Below are 25,042 nucleotides of genomic sequence, written 5' to 3' on the forward strand. Positions count from 1 at the left end.
GGTTCAAAGAAAAAAGTGGATTACGCAACCATTGACCGTTACATTCAGGATCATCTTGAGGAATCGTTGGCAGAGTTAAAACGGCTCTGCGCCCAACCCAGTATTTCGGCACAGGGGGTAGGCATTGCCGAATGTGCCGTCCTCGTTGGGGATATGCTGCGGGCGCGGGGATTCACCGTTGAGATCATCAAAACAGAGGGGCACCCCATCGTTTACGCAGAGGCGGCGGGGGCGAGCGAGAAAACCCTTCTGTTTTACAACCATTATGATGTGCAGCCACCCGAACCCCTCGAACTGTGGGACTCGCCCCCCTTTGAGCCAACCATCCGCGATGGAAAGCTGTATGCGCGGGGTGTCTCTGACGACAAGGGGCATATTATGTGCCGCCTTGCTGCCTTGGATGCGTTGAAAGCCGCCACCGGATCGTACCCCTGCCGGATCAAGTTTGTTATCGAGGGTGAGGAAGAAACAAGCAGTGCCGCCCTCCAACCCTTCGTCCGCGAAAACGGCGCAAAGCTTGCCGCTGACGCCTGTGTGTGGGAATTTGGGAGCGTGAATCATGAGGAACGCCCGCTCCAATACCTGGGCTTGCGGGGGATTTGCTATGTAGAACTGAGTGTAACGACAGCGAGTGATGATGCCCATTCTGGGCTGGCGGGATCGCTCTTTCCGAACGCCGCATGGCGTTTGGTTTGGGCGCTGAACACGCTCAAAGACCGCGACGAACGTATCCTCATCCCGGGTTTTTACGATTCTGTGGTCGCTCCCACCGCTCGCGATTTGGAACTCCTTGCCGCGATGCCCGACGAAACATCTGATCTTCTGACGCGCTATGGGCTGACTCAAGGCTTTTTGCGCGGGCGGAGAGATGGTATTGACCTTCGCCGCGATGCTGTGTTCCAACCAACCTGCACCATCTGCGGACTGAATTCCGGCTATCAAGGGGTTGGCTCAAAAACCGTCCTTCCGGCGAAAGCCTCGGCAAAGGTCGATTTTCGTCTTGTCCCCAATCAAGCACCAGAGGACATTCTGCGCAAACTTCGCGCCTACCTTGACGAACAAGGATTCCGCGATATTCAGGTAGATTACTTGGGCGGAGAACACCCTTCGCGCACCGATCCCGATCATCCGTTTGTGGCGTTGGCAGTTCGCACGGCGGCGGAAGTCTATGGCAAAGAAGTCATTGTTGCGCCGATGATTGGCGGCAGCGGACCGACCCATGTTTTTGAGGAAACACTCCATGTGCCGATTGTCATGGCGGGGTGTAGCTATCCGGGGGCGCTTGTTCATGCCCCGAACGAAAATTTGGTGATCGATCATTTCGTGCAAGGCGTCCGGCACACTGCCCGGATCGTAGGCGAATTCGCAGCGGGGTAACGCCACATCGCTCCCCTTTCCCCTTTCTGTACGCAGGCAGAGAGGGGAAAGGGCTTGGGATAGTTCACCCTTGCCGTAGTGATAAAAGCAAGGATACACACAGCAAACGCCTTGCCGATTATCCCCATTCCCAAACCAAATCTCACACGTGGTAGATGAACAACCTCCTATGACGGATACGCTCGACATCACGCCATTCACCGACACCGACCCAGACGAATTCCTCACCTCGCCTCCTCTCCGTCGTTTGGGGCAGCGCCTTGCCCGTTTGGGTCTTGCCTTAGCCGCTCTGATCATCCTTCTCAGTGCGGGCGCTACCCCACCATCCCCAACGGAAGTCCCCCCACCGGTTGGCATTGTCCCCATCCCCACCTATGATTTTCGCCCTGTCGAGGCGCTCTGTGCCGACCTGAACGCCGCGTGGGATCGGGATTGGCTGACGGTGATCGCCGCGCTGGAACGCCTTGACCAGATTGGCGGCGTCTGTGGCGACAAAATCCCCCGTGAGCAGCTTTACCCCGCTTATTTCAATTATGGCGCGTGGTTGGAGCGGCGCGGGGAGCTTGCCGAGGCAATCCTTGCCTACCAAAAGGCGCTTGATCTTCGCCCCGATGGAAAAGAGGCGGCGCTTGCTTTACAGCGTCACCGCGCCTTGCAGCCGCCCCCTCTGACAATCTGTACAGAGGCTGAGATCGACGCTGCGCTAAATGTAGTTGGGGTATGGACGCCCGCTGCGGTGGGCGCGTTTCCCCGTTTGGAACAGGGGCGATTCATGATCAATGACGTGCCGTTCACCGTGCGCGGGGTGAACTATTACCCATCGAATGCCCCCTGGCGACGTTTCCTCACCGAGGGTGATTTGGACTCCATCCGCGCTGAACTTGACCTTATTCGAGGGGCGGGATTCAATACAATCCGTGTCTTTCTCTGGCACGATGCCCTCTTTCAATGCCCCGGCAGCGGGGCAGTTCCCAAGCCGGAAGGCTTCGCCCGCCTCGATGCTGTCTTGCGTATGGCGGCAGAACGCGGACTGCGCCTGATCGTCACCCTGAATGACCTCCCTGATCTCGTTGTTCGCCCACTCTACCTGCAAAGCGATCTCCCCAACGCCCAAGCGCTGTTCATCGTCCGCCGCTACCGAGACGAACCGGCAATTTTAGCGTGGGATGTGCGCAACGAGGGCGATATTGACGCCAGCCGCAAATACGTCACGTTGCGGGCGGTGATGGATTGGCTGAGGGCATTCGTTCCCCAAGTCCGCGCTGCCGACCCGAATCACCTGATCACGGCGGGGTGGAATGAGAGTTCCCATTTGACGGCGGGCGTTGTTGATTTTCTGAGTTTTCACCATTGGCGCTCGGCGGAGAATATGGCGGAGCGCATTGCCGGAATGCGGGCGGCGACAGCCCTCCCCATTCTGTTGGAGGAAGTGGGGTACGCCACACCCGGTGGAACAGAGGCGCGTCAGGTGGACTCCCTGCGGGCGGCGCTGCGTATGGCGGAAGGGCAGAACTTACTTGGCTGGTTGGTTTGGACTGCTTTTGATTTTCCCCGCACGGCGACCTGTATCCCCCCTGCCTGCCCTAGCCTTGATAACGCCGAACACCATTACGGCATGTGGCGGACGGACTATTCGGAAAAACCTGCGCTCAGAATGTTGAAAGAGGAATTTTTGGGGCGGTGAAAAAGAGGCAAGAGGGGATGGAACATAAACCCCATACGCTAAAGCGCACGGGGTGAGATGAATTACTCACCTTACGCAGTTGGGTTTGTTCACCCCGTATTTGTCGAAAGGGGCAGTTTAAGGGGGCTTCCCCCTCAAAAAAGTGCATTCCCCCTCTCCCGCCACGCGGGAGAGGGGGTTAGGGGGTGAGGGTCTGTGCGTAAGATGAGATGAATTATTGAAAAGCCGCTGTGGGGATTCGTTTCCCGCCTTCACCCTATTTTGTAGTGAAGGCGAGAAAGTAAATTGACGTTACTGCACCCGTGCAAAGGCGATCTGGAGGATGCCCCATGCGGGCTGCGCATCGGATACCCCTGTACCACCCAAGCGGGTGATCGTGGTTTGTCCACCAAAGCCGAAGCGCAAGAGGTACACGGCTGGCTGCCCGTCTCGATCTGAGACGAACGCCAACGAACGCCCATCAAGTGACCACGCCGGATCGTCGTCGCGGGCGCTGCCACTCGTCAGACGTGTGATCGTCCCATTTTGGTACAGGTACAAATCGCCGCTGCCTTCCTTGAAGGAGGCAAAAGCAATCCGTGTTCCATCGGGCGACCACGCTGGATTCTGAACGCGCAAGCCGTTCGTTAGACGGGTAATGCCCGTCCCATCGGCGTTCATCGTAAAGAGGTCAAAGCTCCCCTCACCCACCGCTGCCACATAGGCAATTTGTCGCCCATTGGCAGACCAAACAGGCTGCTGTGCTTCTGTGCCACCGCCAAGTTCGGTCAGGTTTTTGCCATTGGCATCAATCACAAACAAGCGCACACCGCCGCCGCCCCGCGCCGAGGCAAAGGCGATGCGCCGTCCATCGGGCGACCATGCCGGATATAAGTCAGCCGCTGGATCGTTCGTCAGACGGCGAGCGTTCGTCCCGTTCGCGTTCATGACATAGATGTTCGCGTTTCCATCGCGGGTGCTGACGAAGGCGATCTGCTGTCCGTTTGGTGACCACGCCGGATGGTAATCATCTGTCGGGTCGTTCGTCAGGCGGATGAGATTCGACCCATCGGGGCGGACGGCGTAAAGGTCGCGGGTGGGGCTGGCAACCGTGTTCGGGGGTGAGTCAACCGCCGTGTTATTCGTTCCGTCGGGGTCAACCTGCAAGGCTGTAACACTGGCAGAGGCGACGAGCCGTGCGCCCGGGGTGTTCCCCACCCGCACAATCACCGTCACAGTGTCGATTACGCCAACGGGGAAGCGCCGATCCCCATAGTCACAGGTGACCAACCCTGTTCCGGTGTTAAAGGCGCACGTCGCACCGATTGACGAGGTGGCTGAGACGAACGCCGTCCCTGCCGGTAGGTGATAGGTCACACGCACGTTCCACGAGTCGCCCGCGCCGAGGTTCGTCACGGTCACGGCATAGCGGACTGTCTGCCCGGGCGTCAGGGTTGCTTCCGCTGGATAAGCGAGATGCGTCAGGGCGAGGTCGGCAGGGGTATTGATCACCGCATCGCTCACGGTGACGTTGATCCCGCCCCCACCGTAACGCGAGTCGGCAACGCCCGTGATGTCGGAGGTCACGCTATGGGAGATGGATGCCGTGCCAGCGCTGTCGCGTTGGACGGTAATCCCTTGGGGGAGATTCCATGTCGCCCGCGTAAAGGTGCGGTTTGCTGGATTGGGATCGGTGATGGTGATCAAGCCGCCCGGAGTGGGCGCGTTGGCGCTCACCGTGACGACTTCCGGTGCGTTTGGCTGCGTGTTGTAGAGGATCATCCCCGGTGGGGCGGTGAGGACAAGCGTGTATGTCCCTGTTGCCCCAATCGTGGGCAGGCTGAGCGTGGGCAAGCCACTAGGGGCAATGGCGACGCCCGGATCGTAGACACGCACGGTTTGGGTCTGGAAGCGTGCGCCAACGGGGTAGGCGGGGGCGTTGCTGCTCAGAACCTCGATGAAGACATTGTACGTCTGCGCTCCGGCGGGGTCAGCAGCGTTATCCGGCGCGTGGAAGTTCACCGCACGCGGCAGCAGCGAATTCGCCCCGCTGGTAAAGACGTAATCACGGACTTGCGTCGTTGTGAAGACGGGGAAGGTCTGCGTGACAAAGCGGAGTTGGCTGCTTGTGGCGTCCGTTGTCACCCGGAGGGTGATCGTCTCGCCCGCACCCAACGCCGTGCCGAGCGTCATCATGAAGCGATCCCCAATAGTTGCCCCTTCTGCCACATCATGGGCTTTGTCGGTGAAGATGGTCAGCGGGTCGGTGGCGTTCACCAAACCGGGGAAGGTGACACAGGTTGAGAACTCCGAGGTGTCGCCCGTTGTCAGGTCGGTTGCCGTCGCCACAATAAACTGTTTCAGGTTTACAATGCCCAAACTGGTGAAGTCCAGCGTGGCATTGCCAGAGGCGTTCGTGGTGAGCGTTGTGCTGCCAAGGTATGCCTCTGCCTGACGGGTGTTGATGCCCGTGCAGCTTTCGCTCCCGTAAAATTCAAGGCGGAAATTCCGGCTTGCCGTGCTGTTGAATGTTCCTGTGATCCGCGCCCCCCCGTTAAACAGGTTCGTCAGGACGGGGTTGTTCTGCAAGCGGTTCGGACCGGTATCCGGGTCTAAATTATCATTCGCGTTGTAGCCATCACCATTGTTATCAATCCCGCCGCCCGTGTTGTTATAGATGATGTTGCGGGAGATCGTGTTGCCAACGGTGTTTGCCGAGACGAGGATGACCCCCGACCCCATCGAGCCAACAATCGTGTTCCCCTCCAAATCATCGTTCTCCCCGTCGTTGTTTGAGCCGACAACGTTCCCCGTCCCGTTATTGGAGAGGACAACGCCGTAGGTGTTCCCTTCAACCGTCCCGTTGGGGCGGATGCCTAGCAAGTTACAAGACGTGCGCGTGTTGGTCGCGCCTTCAATCCAGATGCCGCGCCCGTTCAGGCTGTTATAGCCAACGACGGAGAAGCCTTCTATGCGGCTGCCACTGGCGGTGGACTGAATACGGAAGCCGGGGCTGGTCACTGTTGCGGGGGTAGAGGCGATCACCACAGTGGGGTTTGCCGGACACGCCGCCCCCGATTGGGTTGTCCCTAAAAGGAACACCTGCTCGGTGATGTTGGGCAGCGCAGCGGGTGTGGTGATCGTGCAAACGCCGCCAGCACAGCCGGGATCGTTGGAGGGAATGGCAAAGGTGATTGTATCCGGGGCAGCAAGGGTATTGGCGTCCGTTATTGCTTGCCGCAAACTTCCCGCCCCTGTATTGTTCGTGTTGACCACGATGAACGGCGAACGGCGCGTCACACTATCGGCTGTGGAAAGGGTTGTTCTTGTGAAACGATCTGTCGCCCTCGTTTGAATCGTGTTCACCCCCACATTCAGCGGGGTGGTGAAGCTATAGGTTTCCGTTTCCCCCCCATAGGGGGCGGTGGTGAGTGTCGTGGGAAGGAACGCCCCACCGTTCGTTTGGGATTCGATCAGCGAGATCGTCGTGATATTCGTCGGGACATAGCTGGTATAGGTGGCGCTCCAGCTGCTCATGCCTAAATAGCGCCAAGCCGCTGTCGTCACCGTTTGTCCGGTGTAACTGATCTCTGGGGCACCGGTCGGGTCGGGGGTATATGCAGTGAGGTTCGTTGTCACTGTATCGGTGGCGTCCCATTGCCCATCCAAATCAGTATCTCGCCAGCCAATGGCATGACGGCTACTGGTGGAAGTGACATTCAGCGGATAGGCGGTTTGCTGAATGGTAGAATCTGCCATAATCGACAATTCGTTATCGTAAATCGGTCCGTTTTGGCAGTTTGTGTGCGCCCGCACGTAGTAGCCGTGTGTGTTATTAGAACTGCACCCGCTCGTTGGGTATTCATCCAATGCCCCAAAGGTATGCCCCATCTCGTGAGATAACACCATATTGAAGCGCGACGGTCCCCACCCATCGTTATCATAGGTCAAGACCATGGCGGGACCGTTGATATAGGCATAGGCAAATCGCCCGTTGGCGAATACCCCATCGGCGTCATTTAGACTGTCAATAACGAACACAGAAAACGCCCAATCTGTCCCGGCAGCGGTGCGCGTGGCGTTGTTTAATTGTTGGCGGAGAATCGTCAAATAGTTCGTGGAATTTGCTGTGGCGTAGCCCAGGTTTTGCAGGATGGGGACAATCCATTGATCCTCGTTCCCCCCCCCGCTGGGTTGTCCGCCGTTCAAGAGGATTGGCTCATTCGCCGTGCTGATAGTGACGATAGACGCGCCACTGTTGAAGGGCGTGTAGTAGTTCACCGTCGAAAAACTGAGTTCGCTGGCATTTAGCCCGTAATTCGTTGCTGTGTTACGCCACCATGTCAACCCCTCATTGATCTCAGCAATAATCGTATTAACGCGGGTGCTGCTCCATGTCTCCGCGCCGGCACCCGCATAGGTGCTTTCAACGAAGAATACATTGAGCGCTACTGAGCCGATCATATAGGTGCTTGTGTTGTTGATATTTGGCGCGTCTGGCTCCAGGACAGGCGCAAGCATATTCATCAGGTTGACGAGCCATTGGTCATCGGGAACAAGCGCATCACCACCAGGGTAAAGGCTAGGTCCTTGGGGGGGGGTGCCACCTTGTGCTTGAGCAGGTGCGCTGTTCCCCCCAGCAAGTACAAAGAGTACCAAAGCAATATTGGCTAGGATAGTTCCAGCGACGAATAGGGTAGAGCGGCGTGCCATGAGAACCTCTACGAATCAAATGACGGGAAATAATGCCATTACATCTAAATAGAGACTCTACAATGGGTTGAGGGGGAAAGCAAGTTAGGGGATTGTTCGGGGATTCAATGTGGTTTCGGGTTAACCTGTGATCTGTCCACGAGCTGCTTTTTACTTCCCATATATAATCTAGCAAAACAACCACCACCCATCAACGGAGATATTCCCTGTGACCCAGCACCCCCCCACAAACTACCCCGGTCTCACCACTGCCCAAGTTGCCGAACGGATAGCGCGTGGCGAGGTCAACAACGTCAAAGTACAGGTGGGGCGCACCTACTGGCAGATTATCCGAGACAACATATTCAACCTATTTAATGTCGTTTTGGCGATTCTCTGCCTGATTTTGCTCTTTTTCGGGGATACAGCAAACGTTATTTTTGCCAGTTTTAGCGTCGTCTTGAACTCTGTGGTCGGGCTTGTTCAAGAGATTGCGGCGAAACGCGCCCTTGAACAGCTTGCCGCCATGTCCATCCAACAGGTAGGTGTATGGCGCGATGGAGGTCTTATTGAAATCCCCCTGACGGGCATTGTCAAAGACGATGTGATCCCCGTTGAACCCGGAGATCGCATTGCCGTTGACGGGCGGGTGATTCATGCGGATGCCCTTGAGATGGACGAAGCCCTGCTCACGGGTGAATCGGACGCTGTTTATAAAGAATTAGAGGCAGCGCTCTTTTCGGGTTCGTTCGTTGTGGGCGGGTCGGGGGTTATGGTGGCGACGGCGGTGGGGACAGAAAGTACCCTCACCAAGCTGGCAATGACGGCGAAACAGTACCGCCACCCTTTGACCCCCACACAACAGCAAATCAACCGCTTGGTACGGATCGCCGTTGTGGTCATGGTACTGTTCGCGCCGATGACCGCCCTTGCTGGCTTGGTGACCCATCAGGCAACGATTGATATTGTGCGCAATACCGTCGTTTTGGTCACCAGTATGGTGCCGCAAGGGCTTGTTCTTGTCACCACGATTAGCCTGAGCCTCGGTGCGTTGGTAATCAGCCGCAACCGTACCCTTGTTCAACGTGTGAATGCCGTCGAATCGATGGCAAATGTGAATGTCCTGTGTTTCGATAAAACAGGGACGCTCACCCGCAATCAATTGACTGTGACGGAGATTATTCCGCTTAACGGGGCTTCTCCAGAGGCGATTCAAGACGCCCTCCGCTGGTATGTGGGTAATCTTTCGCACCAAAACAAGACCGCTGGAGCAATCACCACCTACCTGCACGCCGAAGATGCCGACATAACAGACCATCCCAAGATCGCGGAAATCCCCTTTACCTCAGGGCGAAAATGGGGGGCGGTGATCTTTCCCGACGGGGCGTACATCCTCGGTGCGCCGGAGCGCGTTCTTGATAGTGGCGGGGGTGATGCGCTTGAAACCTCAGCAGCTCTGGCGGCGGAGGGGCAGCGCGTCCTCGCCTTTGCCCGCACAGAGGGAACGCCCACCGCCGAAAAACTGACCGTTGCCCGCCAAGCGCTTGCTTTGATTGTCATGAGCGACAAGGTGCGCCCTGAAATTGGCAAGACGATCCAACAGTTCACCGATCTAGGGGTAGCCTTGAAGGTGATCAGCGGCGATAACCTTGAAACCGTTCGTGCCATTGCCCATGATGCCGGAATGCCAGAGGCAAAAGCCTTCACCGGCGATCAAATTGAGGCGATGAGCGCCTTAGAACTGGAAACAGCTCTTAAAGAAGCAAACGTATTTGCCCGTGTTGAGCCGGAGACGAAACGAAGGCTGATTCGCGCCTTGAAAGCAAGCGGGAATTATGTGGCGATGGTGGGCGATGGGGTGAATGATGTTCCCGCCTTAAAAGAAGCAAATATGGCAGTTGCCATGAATGATGGGGCGCAGATCGCCAAAGATGTTGCCGATCTGGTGCTATTGGATAACTCCATGACGACTCTCCCCTTTGCCTTTGAGCGCGGAAAGACAATCACCCAGAAAATCTTCAGCACAACGCGCATCTTCCTCAGTAAGAATTTTTACACCGTTTTGGCGTTCATCTTCATCGGGTTTATGGCGCTCCCCTTCCCCACAACACCCATCCTGATCAGTTGGCTGACCTTTGGCTTGGTCAATGTCCCCGGTGGGCTGATCACCTTTGACTTGATCAAGCCTGCCTACAGCCGTGATTTCACAAAGAATGTAATCCGCTATGTTTTGGCTGTCGTTTTAGTGGGCGGCTTGATCATGGCAGGGGTGTATATGCTGATGTACCTGACGCGCTATGATGGGGAATTTCGGGCAGCGCTTGGCGCGATCTCCCCGGAAGGGCTGGTACGTTACGAAAGCGGTCAGGTGGCAGCCGACCCACTCCTAAGCCTTCAAGACGAAGGGGCAATCACCCGTGCAGAAAATGCCGCCCAACGCGCCACCCGTGATGCCACCCGCAGCGCCTTGTTGTTTTTCATGACGCTTTATGGGTTGATCATCTTTTGGAATACCATGGGCTTGGATGTTTTTAAACCGGAGACACTCCGCACCCACAAGGGGATCACTGCCCTAGGGATCGTTTTTGCGACGGTCACTGTCTTGCCTCCCTATTTTTTGCCCAATGTCTTTCAGGGATGGGTGAATCCGGCGCTTGATCTCTTGCTAATTGCCCTCATCGGTGCGGCGCTGGCGATCTTTGCCTTAAGCCGCTTAGAGCGCAGCGCCCTGATCGGCGGCTTGGTGGGCGCAAACGAGGATTAGACAATTATCGCCACAAAAGTCCTTTGGGGTGAAGAAGGTAGAACAACCGGTGCGACGATGCCTTTCAAGCCCCGAAGGGGTGGCTGCTTTCAGCCCGCCGCTAAAGCGGCGGGATCATGCGCCATGCCGCCTGTTCATTGTGGTTGTACTTAGGGTGGGTCTACCAATAAATCGCCAATTGCTTTTAGGACTTACGCAGTTGAACGTATTTACCCTGTATTCATCGAAAGGGGACGTTTGAGGGGAAAGCTCCCTCAAAAAATGGATTGCCCCTTCTCCCACTGGGAGAAGGAGAAGCAGAGGTAAGAGCAAACCTTACTTTGTCTCGGTGAAGGTCAGGATGGTATAGCCACTCGGCGCGAGGGTTAGACTGTTCTCGCCGCTGAAGGTTGCCCCTTCTTGGAGCAATACCTCCCAACGCGGGGCAAAGGCGCGATCTGCCAACTGCCCAAAGGGGCGAACATCGGTAATCGATGCGGGGGCTGTCCCAAAGTTGATCACAATCACATAAAGGGTCGGATCGTCCGCCGCCCACCGCCGCAGAATGTAGGGCGAACGTTCCTCATAAAAGAAGTTTCCCCGCCGCAGTGCCGCCGACTTCTGCCGAAGTTTTCCAAGCGTGCGGTAGAGATTCAAGAGGGAATCAGGGGTGGTGTCTTGCTCCCCGACGCTCACCCCATCGTTGGGGGCATTGTTCCGGTTAGGAGGGGTGAACCAGCGCGTTGTGGCGTCGTCATCGCCCGCTGCTGTCCATTCCAGGGGTTCACGGCGGTACTCATCATAGAAGGGACCAATGCCCTTGACCCCACTCATCCCAATTTCCTCGCCATAATACAGGAACGGTACGCCCGGCGCGGTGAGCAGCCAAACCGCCGCAGCGCGGGCGCGGGGCATGTCCTCTTTCACGAAGCTCATGAGGCGATTCGTATCGTGGTTGTTCACAAAGCGAACAAGGCGCGTCTGCGGGGCGATACTCGTTTCCATAAGGTAAGTGATGAACGACAGGGTGGCGGTATTCTCCCCATTTAACGCCCCGCGCCCCACACTCGTTTCGTTGCCAGCAAGGGCATAAAAGGTGGGGAAATCAAAGGCGGCGTGCAAACTTGCCCCATTCAAAAAGCGGGCGATCAGGCTTGGCTCGTCCCAGACCTCGCCAAGCAAAAGTGCTTGTGGGTTGAGCGCACTCACTGCGCCGCGTAGTTCTGTCAGGTAGTTACTGGGGACAAACTTCACTGCATCAAGGCGGTAGCCATCGGCACCGTCGCTAAAGTCACCATCGGCGTTGGGGTCTAGCCAATAGCGGGCGAGTGCCGTTGTGTAGGCGCGGACGGCGGGCGTTGTGTAGTTCAATTGGGGAAGTTCACCAAAGCCCCCAAAGGTGTCGTACTGCGTGTGTGCCGCATTGCGCCAGCGGTAAAAGCTGCTGTAGGGGCTGTTCGGGTTGTTGTAAGCATCCTTGAAAAAAGGATGTTGGTTCGAGGAATGATTCAAGACGAAATCGAGGATGATATACATCCCCCGACGGTGCGCCTCTTTGAACAGAGCGATCAGATCATCGTTCGTCCCATACTGCGGATTCACGGCATAGTAATCGGTCACCGCATACCCATGATAGGTTGGACCCGCCCAGACGGGCATCAACCAAATCAGGTTGACGCCCAACCCTTGGAGGTAATCCAGCCCTTCGATCACACCCTTCAAATCGCCTATACCGTCGCCGTTCGTATCCCGAAAACTGCGAACGAACAGCAAATAACCTGTGCTGTTTTCAAACCATGAGGTTGCGGCATCTGCTGCATGAACAGCGGGTGTTGCAGTGGCGGCGATGGTGGGAATCGCCTTGATCGCGGTCAAGGTCATTTGAAGGCGGTTCGGTGTTCCCGTTGCCCCGCCTTGCGCTTGAACAGCCGGAGACAGAGAAAGGGTCAGCCCTAGCAGGGCAACCAAAACGGCGGCACTGGCGATACCAAGCATCCGCATACGAGAGAACATCAGCTACCTCCCCAAAAACAAAATCGGAATGCTCGCCGTTGTTCCTGATTGTCCAGCGTTGTTGCGTGCCACTGCCCACACCAACCCTGTTCCGCTTAAGCCAGTGGTGTTCCAGGTGATGCTTGCCTGCCCAAGCGGGTTGTTCACCTGCCCAATGAGAACGGGTGCTGAGGTAAAGCCCCCGGTTGCCGCATAGTAGAACTCCACCCGCGTGGCATTGAATGCCGTCGCTGAGACGACGATTCCCCCGGCGGGCAAAAGAATTGTGTTGGGGCGTGTGGGGTCTGTTGTCGAAGGCGACATAAACAAGCTGCTCACCGAGGGGGCTTGTGCCTGTGCTTGTACCGTCACCGCGACGGGGACGGTCTGCACGTTTTGGTTTTGGAAGCCCGTTGCCACCGCCCACACCTGCCCATTCAGCGAAGCATCTGTCACTGCCCAGGTGATCGACGCGCCATCCTGAAGGAAGGTATCGCGCCCGATTTGCACAGCAGAGAACTGCCCTGCTTGGAGGAGGTAAAAGGTCACCACAGAAGCGTTGCTAACCCCAGTCACGCTGACGGTGACGGTGCCAAAGGTGATGATGTAACCACCGCCAGAGGGGGTTGCGGGGGTGATCAACACTTGCCCAATGGTGGGGTTGTTGGCGACAGGGGGTGTATTCGTCACCACGACGGGAAGTGTCGGAACGCGCAAAAACTGTCCGGCGACAATAAAATTGGCGTTGGCAAGGCAGTTCGCGGAAACCAAGACATCCACTGTCGTCCCGACCCGCGCCGCAATGCTGGCAAGGGTATCGCCCGTTTGTACTTGATAGAGTGGCCACGACGTTTGCGGAATACACGCCGAGGGCGAGGTGGGCGTTGGGAAATTGGGCTGCGGATTGATTGGGGTGATCGTTGGCAAGCGGTTGGGTGTTGCCGTGATGACAATGATCGGCGGAATCGTAGGGAGGGGGGTGGGCGTCGCTGGTGCGCTAAAGAGGCTGCACCCCATCACGGCGATCACTACTGCCATGCACGGCACAACGCGGCGGAATCGAGACAACGTATGACCGAACATAAGGCGATCCTTGCTAAGTGCTGAGTCCATACCGTCTATACCAACGACAAACCACGCAGCCATGTCTCTTGTGCCGCCATCCCTTCAACAAGGCTATAGCGGGGACGCCAACCAAGCCGTTCGGCGGCGTGGGTCATCCGGTAGGTGGCGCGTGTTCCAATATAATGGAGCATTCCGGCGGCATCGGTAGGGACACCGCGTAAACGGGTGATTCCTCCAATGAGTGCGGCGAGAAGTGCCGCCGCCGGAGGAAGATTCACATATGCCTTTGACGTGTCTTTTCCGGCAATCCGCGCATAATGACCGAGGTAGTCCGCCCATGTGGGAGCGGGGTCAGGGGCGGCATTGAAGGCGTTTCCCGGCGCGTTGGGATGGGTGGCGCTTGTGATGAGGAGATCAACGACATCCTCAACGAAAATCGGATGCGCATTTCCCCGCCCCTGGTTGACCATGGGGGCGCGGCGCGTTGCCACCAAACGGTAGAGTCCCCGTGACCAAAAGGCAGACCCTTCGCCGTAAATGAAGGCGGGGCGGATGCTCACCGTAGGCAGTCCGCCCCGCCTTGCCTCATGCCAGAGAACCTGCTCGCCAAGTGCCTTGCTCTGCGTGTAATAATCGTTTGGCGAAGGGCGCATGGGCGTTTCTTCGGTCACATCCCCTGCAATGTGATAGCCATAGACAGCCACCGAACTGACATGAACCAGCCGCCCGACCTTTGCCGTCCGTGCCGCCGTAACGACGTTTTGTGTGCCAATAACATTCACGTTGTAGGAGGTCGCCGCACTGCTGTGGACGGCGGCAGCATGGAAAACGACATCACACCCGCGCATGGGCGTTTCTAGCGTGGCGGGAAGTTGAATATCTCCCCTGATTACCTCTGCCCCAAGCGCCGCCAAGTGGTCGCCCTTATGCGGGTCGCGGCAGAGCGCACGAACACTGATTCCTTCCCGCCGCAGGCGGCGGACGAGTACGCTCCCCAAAAAGCCATTCGCGCCAGTGACCAGTGCCGTTTTCATGCTGCTGCCCTATTACTCTAGGCGTTCTCAAAAATCCAAGCGTCGGTAGCACGCGTCCAGTTCGCCAGTTCAGAGGGGGCGAACCACAAGGCAATTTCTTTCTCGCCATTTTCGACCGTATCTGAGCCATGAACGAGGTTGCGCCCAATCTCCAAGCCGTAATCCCCCCGGATGCTCCCCGGTGCGGCTTCATTCGGTTTTGTTGCCCCAATCGTATTCCGTGCGGCGAGGATGGCATTCGTGCCGGCGAAAGCGATCACCACAACCGGCGCCGAGATGATGTATTCCACCAAACCACTGAAAAAGGGTTTTGTTTTGTGTCCATCGTAATGTTGTTCAGCCAGTTGGCGGCTCACTTGGAGAAACTTCATGCCGACAATTTTCAATCCACGCTGTTCAAAACGGCGAATGATTTCGCCCGTCAACCCACGCTGAACGGCATCTGGCTTGACGATAATTAAGGTACGTTCCACGAGTGATCTATCCTTATTTGATTGATTGATCGGTTGTCTTTGTGTAGAAAGGAACAAGTCGATGAGATTATAGCGGGTTTTGGCAGTAGCGTGATCACTTCCGCCACCCTCGCCACAAGGTGCTTATTCTGCGGCGTAAAAGGGAAAGGTAAAAACTGAGGATGAAGGTTTGCACCAAAACTGTGTTGAGGAGGGTGTAAAAGGTAACTTCTTCAAGGCGCAGCCCAAAAATCAGCGGGGGAGCGACACGTCCTTCCCCTACCAACGCCCATCCCTCCCCATCAAGAACCCCGACAAGGCACAACCACCCTGTGGTGAGGACGATGCTCGGAAGCCATACCCGCCAACGGCTGAGCAGAAGATCAAGCCCGATCAGCCATTCGATCAGAATGACGGGCACTCCAATTAAGAGAATCAACATAAGATAAGCCGACATAGCGGCAAATAGTATACCCCTTTCGGCTGTTTTATTGGCAGTCTCGTTAGAAATTGGATATAGTGTTCAGGTTATATTGCGGTGTTGCCCGCTTAATCATGTCATGAGGACTTTTCCCGCAAGATCATTGGGGGGGATTGATGTCGTTTCGCAGCTTGGTTGGACAAACACTCGGACAATACGAAATCAAAGAATTGCTAGGTAGGGGCGGCATGGCAGAGGTCTACCTTGCCTATCAGCCAAACCTAAAACGCTATGTGGCGGTGAAGGTTTTGCCGCCCCAATTCAGTACAGAAGAAGGATTCATCCAACGCTTCGTGCGCGAGGCAGAAATCGCCGCTGCGCTGGAACACCCCCATATTGTGCCAATCATTGATTTTGGCAGCACCTCGCAAGGGTTGAATTATGTCGTGATGCGGCTGCTGCGCGGCGGCACCCTGGCTGACCGCATCCGTGAGCGGCGTACATCGGCACGCGGTGAGGCGATCATGTCGCTTGGCGAGATTGCCGAACTGTTGAACCAGATTGCGGGTGCGCTTGACTATGCGCACTCGCGGGGGGTGATTCACCGCGACATCAAACCGAACAACCTGATGTTCGATACGAACGGGACAGCGTTCCTTGTGGACTTTGGGATTGCCAAACCGATGGACGCGGCGGCGCAAATGACCTCCCCCGGAACATCGATGGGGACGGTGGCATACATGGCGCCGGAACAATGGCGCGGCGATAAACTGACCCCCGCCATCGATCAGTATGCGATGGGATTGGTCATTTATACGTTGGTCACCGGACGCACTGCCTTTGAAGTGCCGCCCGATGCGCCGTATGCGTTGATGAACAAGCATGTCAACGAAATGCCCACCCCGCCGCACCTTGTTCGCCCCGAACTCCCAGAGGTCGTTTCCTTCGCCATTGCCAAAGCCATTGCCAAAACCCCTGAAGGGCGTTTTCCGAAGGTGCAAGAATTTGCCGAGGCGTTTGAAAAAGGGATTCAACCAACGGGGCAGCAAAGCATCAAGACGGGGTTCTTCACCTTTCCGCTACCGCCCCGTCAAGATATTGCCACGCCCGGCTATATCCCGCCGCCCGCCCCAGTGAGCGCCACACCACCAGCGCAGCAGCCGCCACAACCCGCGCCACAACCACAAGCCCCACCGCCAAGCCCGGATATGACCGCGCCAGCAATGTCCGCGTTTCAGCCTCCGGCGGGGCAGCCGCCACCGTCCTATATGCCGCCGTCTGCGCCATCGCCTTCAAGCGGCTTGGGCGTCACCCCCCTTAGCCAGATGCGCGATGAGGATGATAAGAAAAAACCAACGCGGGGAGGGTTACTCCCGCTCTTGTTGGCGGGCGGCTTGATTGCCGCTGCTGCCATTGTCATTATTTTGCTCGTTAGCCGCCCCACCGGACCAAGTGTGGCGGAGCAAACGGCGACCAGCATTGCTCATCTTGCAGTGTTGGCAAATGCCACGCTGACAAAAGCAGCGGAGAGCATTGTTGCTACCCAAACGGCAATTGCCGCTAATATCACACCGCTTCCCCCCGGCACCGCCTCCCAAGATTTGTTAACGCGGGTTTCTGAAACGCAAACGGCGGTTGCTTTTGGACCGAATCCCGCTGATTTATCGGCGACAGCGGAGACAGTGAACGTACAAGGGACGTTGACGGCTGTTTTCATTGCCCTCCAACCCACCAGCGAAACACCCTTTACCGAAACGCCACCGGCAACGAATACCTTCACTCCAACGGTGACATTTACCCCTTCGCGGACGTTTACGGCAACGGCATCGCCAACGGTGACCCCTTCACGGACATTCACCCCTAGCCCAACAAACACACCTACTGCCAATCTCACTGAGACGGCACGGGTCAAGGCTGCCAATACAACGACAGCCCAAGCGCTGATCAATCTTGGCTTGACGCAGACGGCGACGCTTTTCACCAAGACACCCACCGCCACCTTCACCGCCTCTCCAACGCGCACGCCAACGAAGACGCTCACTCCGGCGCCGACAAATACGCCGACAAATACCGCCACCCCTTCTCGCACGCCTAGCCCAACGATCACCCCTACCCCAGTTGGCGGAGGAACGGGCAAAATCGCCTTCATTGGCATTGTTGATGGCAGCAGTGATGTCTATCTCGCCAATGCTGATGGCACGGGTGTTACCAACCTCACGAAGAACGCCCCCTTCAACAAAGAGGTCTACGCCGAGTTTTCGTGGTCGCCAGATGGTCAGTTCATCACCTTCCTCAGTGATCGCGGTGGCGCACGCGACCTATGGATGATCAGTGTTGAGGGGAGCGACCTCTTGCAAATCACGGATGATGGACTGGATAAGAATCGTCCGGTCTGGTCGCCCGACGGCAAGACGATTGTCTTTGACTCAAACCGAGAGAATGGCTTCCAATTGTGGTCAGTCGATTTGACGACAAAGGTCAGCACACGCCTGACGGACGAGAAAGCGACGATTGCTGGTCCCGATTTCTTCCCCGATGGGTCACGCATTTTGGCGATGTCCGAACGGACCGGCGCACGGCAGTTCTTCAGCTTGGGGCTGGATGGCAAATCCGATTTCGTCCAACTGACGAACCTCCCCGCCGCCGATAATTTTGAAGGGGTTGTCTCCCCCGATGGACAATGGATTGCCTTCCGCTCAAATCTTGGTGGGCAGTTCCAGATTTATCTTGTGACGATTGAGGGTGGCGACTTGAAAACGCTCACCAACAGCACCGAGGCAAATTCTGTACCGGCGTGGTCGCCCGATGGCAAACAACTCACCTTCTCCCGTTCGGTGGATGGCGTTTCCACGCTGTTCATCATCAACGCCGATGGGACGGGTGAACGCAAATTCCTGAAAGAAACCTTCTTCCAAGGGGATTCTTTCTGGCAGCCCAAAGGCAAGTAAGCCTGATCAGAAACACCGCAGGCGGGCATGGGCTAACCTCCCATGCCTGCCTTTTCCTTCCCCTAATGTCACAGGCTGCCACAAGGCAATGAGGTGAATGGATGACTCCCCCTGCAAATGATAGCGAAAATAACCTCGAAACCGTCCGCCAAACGTGGGAGTATTGGGGAGAAACCGATCCCCTTTGGGCGATCCTCTCCGATCCGGCGAAAAAGGGGGGGCGTTGGGATGTTGAGACATTTTTTGCCAGTGGTGTTGCCGAGATTGAAGGGCTTGTTGCCTATTTGGGGATGCTCCCTATTCCCTTACAGATGGGACGGGCGCTTGATTTTGGCTGCGGCGTGGGGCGCTTGACCCAGGCGCTCGCTGGCGTATATCAGGAAGCACATGGCGTTGATGTCTCTGCCCCCATGGTTGCCAGAGCCAGCACGATCAATCGCTACCCAGAACGGTGCTTTTACCACCACAATCCCGCCGATGATCTGCGTCTGTTTCCCGACAACCATTTTGACCTGATTTATTCCAACCTTGTCTTTCAGCACATCCCTCCCCCCTTGACCAAAGGCTATCTTGCCGAGTGTCTCCGCATTTTGGCGTCCGGTGGGGTGTTTGTCTTTCAACTTCCCACCGATTTTTCCCCCTCCTATAAAGCCGATCAGCAGCGCAGTATCGAATTTTTACCGCCGCGCCGCCTGCCGCGAAAAGCATTTCGGGCGCAGATTGAAATCCAAAACCCGCCGCCGCGCCAGATGGCAGCCAGCGAACGCTTTCCCCTTACGGTGCGGGTGCGCAATCTGAGCCAATCCGTTTGGGCGGTCAAGGGGTCGGGTTCGATGCTGTGGATACATCTGGGGCAGCGTTGGTTTGATCGACGCGGTGATACACTCGTCACGGATATGGGCGAGCGCACTTTGCTTCCGAAAGACCTTTTTCCCGATGAAGAAGTTGATCTGCTCCTGAACCTCACCGCCCCACGCACCCCCGGCACCTATGTTGTTGAGATCGATCTTGTTCAAGAGTTTGTGGCGTGGTTTGCAGATCGCGGATCGCGCTCGGTGCGCTATACGATCACCGTCGCCCCCGCGGAAACGTCTCTTGCCCTTTCAACACCAACCCCGTCTCCGGCAGCAGACGTTCCCGCCGCCCCCGAACCCTCTATTCCGCTGTATGCCATCCCCAGAACAGAGGTGGAGGCGATCCTCACTAATGCCGGAGGACGTATTCTCGATGTGGTGGATAGCCCTGTAGCAGGGTGGGAATGGGTGAGCGTGCGCTATTGCGTCACAAAGTAGTCCCCTACCTGATTCTTCATCATGAGGGCTTTCGCTTTAGTTGATGCCAAAGGCAGAAAGGCGTGGTGAGCGTAACTCTGCCCGCAAATAGTCGCGGAATAAATCTCGCTGCGCCTCGTAAAGGCTCTTGCCTAATTGGTGAGCCTTAACTTTCAGCGAGAGCCAAGCGTGATAACAACAAGCCAGATGGTTGCGTTGTGAACGCGCTTTGCGGCACTCGCACTTTTCACTCCCGGTCAATGGTTTGAGTTCCCGATGCAGTTGCTCAATCTGCCAACGCACGGCATTCGCGTCTTGAATGTCGGACTTGGAGAAAGTGCCTGGGGGCTGGTTTGTAATCACCCATTCAATGTCACCGTTTGGGGCAACTAGCTTGAATAACTGCACATAAAAGGGAACTTCCTTCAGCTTAACCGACAGACCATGCTCTACGGCGTCGCTTGTCCATTCAATCGCCTCCAAATGAATAGAGCCGCTCGCTTTACTCAAACTCACCATACGATTGGCTTTGAGCGTGGTCACAAAGTAACGACCAGCGCGATGAATCAACTTCAAATTATCCACGGAGGCATACCAGCTATCAAACAGTAGGGTCTTGGCGTGGATACCCTTGTCCATCAGGGCATTTAAGACCATTTCACGGAAGTGATCCTTTTTGGTCTTGCCATCCGCTTCAGGAGCATAGATGCGGTAATCAATCGGGTAAAAGTCGGTACCATCGCTATGCACGAGATTCACGACGCCGATACCACGCACTAGACCATGTTCTGCGCCACTATATTGCTTTTTCACTCACTCTATCTTGCGCCAATACTGCTTATTCTGCACGCTATCATCGACGATCCAATAAGCCCTTTCACTGTCCTTCAACAAAGCCCCGACCAAATCCCACAAATGTCGGGCAGTCAGCTTGTCTCTTTGCCAATAATCACTGACAGCATCATGGCTCATCGCTTCCAGATGTTCAGCCAGATTACTGCATGTATAGTTGCCAGGTGTACTTATCAGGTACTCAATGTATTGGCGTTTGCTTATCGTGCTTCTACAATATCAGCAATTTGCCTTGCAAGCGAAAGTCCTAATAGCATAATTCAACGCTATGGGCTAGATGGTATTCAGGAGTCTAGGGAATACCCCCAAAGATCATAGAATAGGGCGATCTGCTCAGATCGCCCTGTGGCTACGTACTTATTCCTTTGTGCGGTGAGACCGCTAAGTCCCTACTGCCGCCGCGTGATCAACGACACACCGAGCGCCAACCCCGCCAAGACCGCTCCCACCACAAAGGGAAGGGCGGTCTGGAAGGGTGATTCCGGCGCGGGCGGGTAGCCTGTGGAGGGCAGCACAGAGGGCGGCGTGCCGCCCGTCCCCGCTGCCGTGCTGCCACCGCCCCCTCTCCCTAACCCATACACAAAGACCGCTACCGTGCGCGGGGCGACGTTTGCCGTTCCCGTCGTCCGCGCAAAGGTGGAGGCTTGGGTTGCCGGATCAAAGGACGCCGCCAAGATCGGATGCAGTTCCAGAGGCAGGTTTACAAACGCCGCCTCGCTGTAGGTCAGCGCGGTATCTGCTGCGTTGATCACCACGAGCAAGATTTCGTTCGCCGCACTCAGGCTGGCGGTATCTGCCAGCGTATAGACGATCACGCCCGGAACTTGGGTTGGACCATCGTTGTAGAAAGTAAGCCGCTCTTGCACCTGTGCCGCCGTTTGCAAGCGGAACAAGCCCGAACTACGCCGCACCTGAAGCATTTCAAGGAAGAAGCGCCGCGCTGCATCAATGTCGGAAGGCGCGGGGCGCAGCGAGGCATCCGCCAAAAGCGGTTGCATAATGCCCCACTGTCCGCTGTTATCGCCAGCAGGGGGCAAGCCTACACCCCAGTTGTTTGTTTGGTACGTCCAGTCAAGGCGGTTGAACCAATCCCCAGAGTTGTAGCTGTTGCGATCCATCGATTTGGAGCGCAGCAAGTCCGTTCCGGCATGGAAGAAGGGAATTCCCTGACTAAGCATAACGACACTCAACGTGACATGATTCATCCGCACGCGATCTGCCATGCTGGTGCCGGCGGGCGCTTTGAATTGAACCCCATCAAAGAGCGTGTCGTTGTCGTGGGCATCGACATAGTTGATCACCTCTTGCGGATCGCTAGTGTAGCCAGCGTTTTGCCCCTGATAATCAACATTGATGGCGGCAACGGTGTTCCCGAAGCGATCTACAAAGGTGTAGTCGCGGAGCGTCCCGGCAATGCCGATTTTCACCCAATCCGTCCGCCGCAAAAGTTCATCCAGCGTGCTTGGCGAGACACCATTGGGATCGTAATGGAGACCTGTGGCAAACCCTTGATAACGCGGATCGTCAAAGGGTCCACCGCCTCGATTGCCGTCGCGAAGGCGGTCGTTGAACGACCCAATACCCGTTCCATTCATGTTGCGTTGGATGGCGTTTTCGCCGCGGGCGTTATTCGCCACCTCGCCAAAGTTCCACGCCTCGCCATAGACATAGACAGAGCGCCCATCAATGCCGGAATTGGCGGGGGTCAGGCTGTTGAGCAAGGTGCGCAGTGCCTCCATATTCCGCTTCATGTGATGTCCCATCAGGTCAAAGCGGTAGCCATCGACCTTGTACTGCACCGTCCACGTCCGCAGCGTATCCAGCATGAGTTTTTCCATCATGTTGTGTTCGCTGGCGGTGTTCTCGCAGCACGAGGAACGTTCGACATCGCCTTGATTATTCAAGCGGTGGTAATAGCCCGGCACAATCCGATCCAAGACCGAATTCGTGTTCTGCCCGCTTGATGAGGTGTGGTTATAGACCACATCCATGATCACCCGCAGACCTATTTGGTTAAGCGCCTGCACCATCTCGCGGAATTCGATCACCCGCGCCAAGCCATTCGGGTCGGTGGCGTAGCTTCCATCAGGAACGCCGTAGTGAACGGGGTCATAGCCCCAGTTGAACCCATCCGAATTCCGCAAGGGTTCGATGTCTGCCTGCTGTTGTTGACTATCCGGCGCATAACTTGCCAACGTTGCGTAGTTCGGCACGGTATGGGTCGTTTTGTCCTCGTTGACAGAGGCAATATCAAAGGCGGGCAACAGGTGAATCGAGGTCAGCCCGGCATTCGCCAGCGCACGCAAGTGATTCACCCCATCCGAATTCGACACAGTGAACGCCTTGAATGTCCCTCGCCATGCCGCCGGAACGGTGGTATCGAAGATGCTGAAATCACGAACATGGAGTTCGTAGATCACGGTGTCTTCAGGGGCGGCAAGCGGCGGTTTCGCCAGTGAGTCCCATCCGGCGGGCTTTGTTGCCGGATCGTCCAGATTCACGATTTGGCTGCGCGTGGCGTTCATCGACAGGTTGATCGAATATGGATCGGTGACCCGATTCACCTCAATCTGGCGTGTTGTTGGCGCGTAGACGGTAACTTCAAATAGGTAGTACTGCCAGTTCCACGCTTCCAAGCCAACGATACTCCACACACCCGTTGCCGGATCATAGGTCATGTCATAGCTGGTGGGCGGTGTTAGCGGATTCGCATCGGCAAAAAGCAGCAGGTTGACATCTTGTGCGGTGGGCGCCCAAACGCGGATCGTTGGCGGGCTGTTGAAGGTCAGCCCTAGATCGCCTGTGTAGGTGAACAGATCGTCCAAAACACCAGGGATTTGCAAACCGGTGGCATCCACAGGGACACTGCTCGCGTTCAGCGCAGAGACGGCGAACTGCCCCTTGAGGATGGTCGGCACTAGGGGTAGATCAGCGCTGCTGATCCGCCATGTGCGCAGTCCGGCAAGGTGCGGGAATTTCGCCGCAACGTTGGCGGGAACGCCCGCCGGATCATAGGTGAGGGTGATTGCCGATCCACCCGTGACGCCTGTTGGATCCAAGCCCAAGCCAGCGTTGTAATCGTAGTGGAGTTGGACGGTATCCCCCGCCCCGGCGCCGCCCCAGGCGATGAGGTCTTCTTCCAACCAATAGGCACGCTGACGGCGAATATCGCCAACGGGCGCACCCACCGTTGAGATGGTCAGGCAGTTTGAGGCGCTGTCAAAGGTAAAGGTGACGGTAGTCAGCGGCGCTGGCACATCAAAGGTGATGTTCCCGCCGTTGAACGCACAGGCGTCGCCATAGTTTTCTGCCCACCCCTCGTTGATGGCGGCTTTTGTTTGGTAGGTGCCGGGGGGAATCAGGCGGGTTTGAAAGATGTAGATATCGTCGCCGTCGGGGTCTTGCAGCCAAGACCGTAAGCAGTCGGGCTGCCAATCGCCCGGACAGCCTATCTCGCTCTGGTAATCCCCCGGCGCGCTGACGATGCGGTCTGCTACATTGTTCGTGATCCAGTGGGTCACATCGCTGTAGTAAAACTTGACATTGCTCAGTGCGCCCAGGCTGAAGGGGATATTCCCCCCGTTAAAGCTGGCGTTTATGCCATAGTTTTCCGCCCAACTATCGTTGATCGCCGCCTTGAATTCGTAAGCTCCGGCGGGGAGGTTGAACGCCGCTTGGTAGATCAAGTCCGTCGTGTCATAGCCCAAGTGCGTCGTGGCACAGTCGGGCTGCCAATCGCCCGGACAGCCCGCTTCGCTTTGGAAATCCCCCACAGCAGTCACCGTGCGGGAGGGGATAAAGGGGCTGTCAACGGTAAGGCAGTTTGTCCCAGAAACAAACCTGAACCGCACCGGATCGCCGTTTGTCCCTACGGTGAAGGGGATGTTCGCGCCACCCGCGCTGCATCCCGCACCGTAGTTCTCGCCCCAACTCTCGTTGATGGCGGCTTTGACCTCGTAATTGCCAGCGGGAAGTTCTGCGGTGATGAATTCAAAGGTGCCGTCTTCGTCGGGGTCAACCATCCACGAGCGCAAGCAGTCTGGCTGCCAATCGCCCGGGCAGCCCAACTCGCTTTGGAAATCGCCCGGTGCGGTGACAATTCGATAAGTGAGGTTATCGGCAATCCAGTGAGTCTTGTCGTCATAGTAGAATTTGACCGCTGCCGCCCCTGCCAAGTTTAACGGGATATTGGGACCGTTGAACTGGGCATACCGTCCGTAGTTCTGTCCCCATCCATCATTCAGGGCAACTTTGTAATTGAACCCGCCAGCCGGAAGGCTGCCGCTGAACTGCCAGACATCATCATCGGTGTCATAGCCCATGTGGGTAATCGCGCAGTCGGGCTGCCAATCGCCCGGGCAGCCTAATTCGGATTGCAAATCGCCCGCCAATGTCACCGAAGTGGGTGGAGCGGCGTTCACAGTAAGGGTAGGTAGAAGGGTAATGAGCGGCATGAGGATAAGCGCGAGGACAGTAAATGCGATCACAAGACGTGATCGTCCCCTTAGAAACATGATCGACTCCTCGTTAAA

The 25,042-nt window shown here is 56.5% G+C and carries 12 protein-coding genes and 1 pseudogene; 5 read left to right on the plus strand and 8 right to left on the minus strand.

The features are described 5' to 3' along the window. The first annotated feature begins 15 nt into the window (after window positions 1-15). Together HS103_04030 and HS103_04035 are read left to right on the plus strand one after the other, a co-directional pair. Window positions 16-1,377, plus strand: coding sequence for a M20/M25/M40 family metallo-hydrolase (locus HS103_04030; protein MBE7511968.1), 1,362 nt, complete (start codon window positions 16-18; stop codon window positions 1,375-1,377). A gap of 169 nt (window positions 1,378-1,546) precedes the next feature. After that, window positions 1,547-3,061 carry a cellulase family glycosylhydrolase gene (locus HS103_04035; GenBank protein MBE7511969.1) on the plus strand — a complete coding sequence of 505 codons (1,515 nt, stop codon included), beginning with the start codon at window positions 1,547-1,549 and terminating at the stop codon, window positions 3,059-3,061. A 291-nt stretch (window positions 3,062-3,352) separates the two neighbouring features. Here HS103_04035 and HS103_04040 read toward each other — a convergent pair whose 3' ends face one another. Further along, window positions 3,353-7,753: a PD40 domain-containing protein gene (locus tag HS103_04040; GenBank protein MBE7511970.1), complete on the minus strand. Its 4,401-nt coding sequence runs from the start codon at window positions 7,751-7,753 to the stop codon at window positions 3,353-3,355. A gap of 208 nt (window positions 7,754-7,961) precedes the next feature. Here HS103_04040 and HS103_04045 point away from each other — a divergent pair, with 208 nt between their 5' ends. Beyond that, on the plus strand, window positions 7,962-10,496 hold the full coding sequence (locus HS103_04045; GenBank protein ID MBE7511971.1) for an HAD-IC family P-type ATPase: 2,535 nt from the start codon (window positions 7,962-7,964) through the stop codon (window positions 10,494-10,496). Window positions 10,497-10,811: 315 nt separating this feature from the next. On the opposite strand, the gene HS103_04050 is transcribed toward HS103_04045, so the two are convergent. The 5 genes from HS103_04050 to HS103_04070 all read right to left on the minus strand — a co-directional run bounded on the left by HS103_04050 (window position 10,812) and on the right by HS103_04070 (window position 15,475). Beyond that, entirely contained in the window at window positions 10,812-12,488 is a 1,677-nt protein-coding gene (locus HS103_04050) for a hypothetical protein (protein ID MBE7511972.1), read from the minus strand. Window positions 12,489-12,491: 3 nt separating this feature from the next. Continuing rightward, window positions 12,492-13,613 (minus strand): LysM peptidoglycan-binding domain-containing protein, encoded by a 1,122-nt coding sequence (locus tag HS103_04055; protein MBE7511973.1) that lies wholly within the window; start codon window positions 13,611-13,613, stop codon window positions 12,492-12,494. Further along, a complete protein-coding gene (locus tag HS103_04060; protein ID MBE7511974.1) occupies window positions 13,586-14,566 on the minus strand; it encodes an NAD-dependent epimerase/dehydratase family protein in 981 nt (326 codons plus the stop codon). Before HS103_04060 ends, HS103_04055 begins: the two co-directional genes overlap by 28 nt. Before the next feature lie 17 nt (window positions 14,567-14,583). Beyond that, the gene (gene ndk, locus HS103_04065) at window positions 14,584-15,039 is read right to left on the minus strand and encodes a nucleoside-diphosphate kinase (GenBank protein ID MBE7511975.1); all 456 of its coding nucleotides are present in this window, start codon (window positions 15,037-15,039) and stop codon (window positions 14,584-14,586) included. 94 nt (window positions 15,040-15,133) lie between these two features. Further along, complete coding sequence (locus tag HS103_04070) at window positions 15,134-15,475, minus strand: hypothetical protein (GenBank protein ID MBE7511976.1); 342 nt, start codon at window positions 15,473-15,475, stop codon at window positions 15,134-15,136. Between the two features lie 140 nt (window positions 15,476-15,615). Here HS103_04070 and HS103_04075 point away from each other — a divergent pair, with 140 nt between their 5' ends. Both HS103_04075 and HS103_04080 read left to right on the plus strand, forming a co-directional pair. Further along, window positions 15,616-18,387 carry a PD40 domain-containing protein gene (locus HS103_04075; GenBank protein MBE7511977.1) on the plus strand — a complete coding sequence of 924 codons (2,772 nt, stop codon included), beginning with the start codon at window positions 15,616-15,618 and terminating at the stop codon, window positions 18,385-18,387. A 101-nt stretch (window positions 18,388-18,488) separates the two neighbouring features. Beyond that, the gene (locus HS103_04080; GenBank protein ID MBE7511978.1) at window positions 18,489-19,679 is read left to right on the plus strand and encodes a methyltransferase domain-containing protein; all 1,191 of its coding nucleotides are present in this window, start codon (window positions 18,489-18,491) and stop codon (window positions 19,677-19,679) included. A 36-nt stretch (window positions 19,680-19,715) separates the two neighbouring features. Here HS103_04080 and HS103_04085 read toward each other — a convergent pair. Further along, window positions 19,716-20,714, minus strand: a pseudogene (locus HS103_04085) (transposase). Window positions 20,715-20,899: 185 nt separating this feature from the next. Further along, the gene (gene pulA, locus HS103_04090; GenBank protein MBE7511979.1) at window positions 20,900-24,997 is read right to left on the minus strand and encodes a pullulanase-type alpha-1,6-glucosidase; all 4,098 of its coding nucleotides are present in this window, start codon (window positions 24,995-24,997) and stop codon (window positions 20,900-20,902) included. Window positions 24,998-25,042: the final 45 nt, after the last annotated feature.

The sequence above is a fragment of the Anaerolineales bacterium genome (assembly GCA_015075625.1).
GTDB lineage: Bacteria > Chloroflexota > Anaerolineae > Aggregatilineales > UBA2796 > UBA2796.